The sequence below is a fragment of the Psittacicella gerlachiana genome (genome assembly GCF_003585965.1).
GTDB lineage: Bacteria > Pseudomonadota > Gammaproteobacteria > Enterobacterales > Psittacicellaceae > Psittacicella > Psittacicella gerlachiana.
In genome coordinates this window covers 1-3646 of the sequence record NZ_NRJF01000044.1, presented here as the reverse complement: position 1 = coordinate 3646, position 3646 = coordinate 1, and the positions used below count along the sequence as shown (strand labels likewise).

General features: G+C 33.8%; 3 protein-coding genes. All 3 read right to left on the bottom strand.

Annotation, left to right across the window (positions count from 1 at the left end; genetic code table 11):
* Positions 1-70: 70 nt before the first annotated feature.
* The 3 genes from CKF59_RS01790 to sstT all read right to left on the bottom strand — a co-directional run bounded on the left by CKF59_RS01790 (position 71) and on the right by sstT (position 3568).
* Complete coding sequence (locus CKF59_RS01790; RefSeq protein ID WP_119534276.1) at positions 71-844, bottom strand: acetoin reductase; 774 nt, start codon at positions 842-844, stop codon at positions 71-73.
* A gap of 227 nt (positions 845-1071) precedes the next feature.
* On the bottom strand, positions 1072-2136 hold the full coding sequence (locus tag CKF59_RS01785) for an ABC transporter substrate-binding protein (RefSeq protein ID WP_119534275.1): 1065 nt from the start codon (positions 2134-2136) through the stop codon (positions 1072-1074).
* Positions 2137-2326: 190 nt separating this feature from the next.
* Positions 2327-3568 carry a serine/threonine transporter SstT gene (gene sstT, locus CKF59_RS01780; protein WP_119534274.1) on the bottom strand — a complete coding sequence of 414 codons (1242 nt, stop codon included), beginning with the start codon at positions 3566-3568 and terminating at the stop codon, positions 2327-2329.
* Positions 3569-3646: the final 78 nt, after the last annotated feature.

Here is a 3646-nt window from a genome sequence, read left to right as displayed (position 1 = left end):
AGTTAAGGAAGAAGGCAAACACCTTCTTCCTTAACTTTTATTTAATACCTTTTTATAATAAACACTTTTTTTATCTAAACACCATTCCACCGTCAGTAAGAATTGTCTGTCCGGTTATATAGTCGGAATCTGAAGAAGCTAAGAAACTTACCAGTTTAGCTACATCATCAGCAACTTGAGGTCTACCTACAAGGATATCTTTAGTAAAAGTATTCCAAGCTTGTTTTGGTTCCCAGCCATTATATTTTACAAAAGCTTCATCAATACGATCCCACATTGCCGTAGCAGCTACGCCAGGGCAGTAAGCATTTACAGTAATGTTATATTTTGCTAATTCTTTTGCAGAAGAATGAGTAAAAGATCTTACTGCATGCTTGGAAGCACAGTATAACGACAGCATTTCATAAGATTCATGGGCTGCAATTGAACAAGCATTAATAATTTTTCCACCTGTAGCTTGGGTTTTCATTTGAGCAGCGGCTGCTTGTGTTCCAAAAAGCACTCCCTTAACATTTACATCAAAGACAAAGTTAAATTTATCATCGGTAATTTGTTCTAAAGGTTCTACAGATTCTACACCGGCATTATTAATAAATACATCAACTGCACCAAAAGCAGCTACAGCTTGAGCAACAAGATTTTCTTGATCTGCTTTTTTACGCACATCACCAGTTACAGCAATTACATCATAACCTTTTTCTTTAAGTTCATTTTCAGTGATTGAGAGTAACTCTTTGTTAATGTCATGTAAAACTATCGCAAAGCCATCTGCGGCTAGGCGTAAAGCTATACCTTTACCTAAACCACCTGCTGATCCTGTAATTACAGCCACTTTTTTTGTCATTTTTAACCCTCCTTAAAAGAAGTTCGATTATTGTTGATTGCAGAGAAATATTTCTCTCTAAATTATTATATGAAGAGTTTCTAAATAGGGAAGAGGCAATGTTCATTTTTGCGTCATTTGACAAGGTTTTAATCAAAATTATGATTATTGATGATCAAATAATTAGCAAAGAAAAGGTCTACAAGAAAAATCTTGTAGACCTGCAGTTATAAAACAACTAAATTAGATTAATTAACTTTTAAACGATTCCAGTAATTATTGAATAACTCTAGACGAGAAGTAGGAATATTATTCATAATTGCTTTTTTATAAACTTCTTCAGAAGGGAATAAAGCTGGGTCATTTTGCCATTCGGTTGGCATAAGTGCTTTTACTTTACTATTTGAAGTTTGGAACCCCATTTCTTCTACGATTTTTAAAGCTATATCAGGACGCAGAATAAAGTTAATAAATTCGTAAGCTCCAGCAACATTTTTTGCTTTAGCTGGAATAGCAAAGTTATCTACCCAAAGAATCGAACCTTCTGCAGGATATACAACTTTAATATTGCTATTACCTTCGAGATGAGCTCTAAATGCTGATCCCGTCCAGATCATCCCAATACTTGATTGACCTTCAATATATGGCACTTCAGGAGAGTCTGAATTGTATTGTACGACTTTATTCGATAATTCTTGTAGTTTATGAAATGCTTGTTCAACTTGTTCATCTGTAGCATTATTAGGATCATAGCCTAAAGATAATAATGCCATAGAGAAGTTGTCAAGCACATCATTTAATAAAGTTAAGTTCTTGTATTCTGGTTTCCAAAGGTCTTTCCAGCTAGTAACTTTACTAATATCGTATGTATCAGTGTTTACGGCAATGGTAGTAAAACCATAAGTATATGGAACTGAATATTCATTGTTAGGATCGTATTCACGTCCTAATAATTCAGGGAGAACATTGTCCATTTTAATCTTACTTTTATCTAGTTTACGTAAATAACCTTCATCTTTAAGAAGATTTACATAATAACTAGATGGGAAGATTAAATCGTAACCTTCTCCCTTAACAAGCTTTAGCTTTGAGTATAACTCCTCATTGCTTTCATAAGTAGAATAGCGTACTTGAATCCCTGTTTCTTTTGTAAATTGTTTTAGTACTTCAGTTGGAATATATTCAGTCCAATTGTAGACATAAAGTACTTTACCAGGTTTTTCATCTGCAGCGTAAGCATTGTTAAGATTAGATAATGAAAAAAGTGAAACCCCAAAAACTGCTAAAGCTTTTGTTAGAAATGATTTTTTCAATTTATAAAACCTCGAATTGTGCTAGTAAAAAACTAGGAGAAAATAAAAAATGTTTTATAACTGCGAAAAGATAAGTAAGAGGATTACTTATACCTGATATATTTTATCAGAAAAATATAGTTGCTAAAATTTTTTATGCAGACAACTAGCATAAAAGCTCTCCGCTTAAGGAGAGCTTTTATCTTAATTATTAGTTGTTTTCATAGTTAGGATCGTTACTGATTCCGTAATGATCACATACAACTTTAGTGAAATAAATATCACCTGAAGAGTTAACTGCAGTTTCCACTGAGTCTTGAACTACGCCAATTAAGAAACCGATTGCAATCATTTGTGACGAAATATGAGGAGGTACGCCAAATAATGAAGCGGCAATAGGAATCATAAGAAGAGAACCACCTGGAACACCAGAACAGCCAAGAGCACATAGAGCTGCAATTACACAAGCTAAAAGAGCACTTAAGTAGTGAATTTCAATACCTAAACTTTGAGCTAAAGTAATTGATAATACGGTAATTGTCGCTGCAGCTGCGGTTAAGCTAATATTAGCCCCTAGTGGGATAATAAATGCCGAAACACTACGTGGAATTCCATAGTTATCAGCTGCTTTTAAGTTTACTGGAATATTTGCTGCTGATGAACGTGAGAAGAATGCTGGAATCCCTGAAACGACAATACATTTAAATAAATCTGGGTAAGGATTTTTACGAGTAAAGATAAAACCAACAAGTGGATAGAAAATTAGTTCAATTACTAGGTAAATGCTTACAAGAAGTAAAATTAATTGACCATATTTAGCTAATTCTGCAATACCGTGGTTAACTAACACGTCAGAGAAAATACCAAATACCCCGATAGGTGCAAATTGTACAATCCAACCTACAACACGACCTGTAGCATCTGCCATTTCATAAAGTACATCTTTAACGCTTTGTTTACAAAAACGGAAAGCAATACCAAAGAATACAGACCAAGTTAATAAAGCCATGAAGTTAGAATCAACTAAAGCTTTTACAGGGTTCTCGAACATACGTAAGAATTGAGTTTCGAGAACTTCGAGAGCACTTGATTCTTTTGCTAGTTGTACGTGAGAGGCATCAACGCCAGTTAAATTTAAGTGGATTGGCGGAGCGAATAAGGTAATAGCTGCTGAAATACAAGCTGAGATCAGAGTTGCAGCAATGTAAGTAAGAACAATTGCACGAATAATTTTATTTGTTCCAGAGTCAGCACGAATAATTGCTGCTATGAGAAGAATAAATACTAAAAATGGAGCAATTGAACGTAAAAGAGTAATAAATAATTGCCCTAAGATGGCTGCGTGCTTAGAAATAGATGGGATAGTGTAATAAGCAACGAGAGCTAAAACAATTGCAATTAAAATGCGTAGAATTAAACTTCCACGAAATAATAATGAAATAGGCTTTAACATTAGTAATAAACCTCGCAAAACAGAAAATAATTATTAAATAATAGTTATTAAACTGCAAAATGAACAAGGATCTTAGGT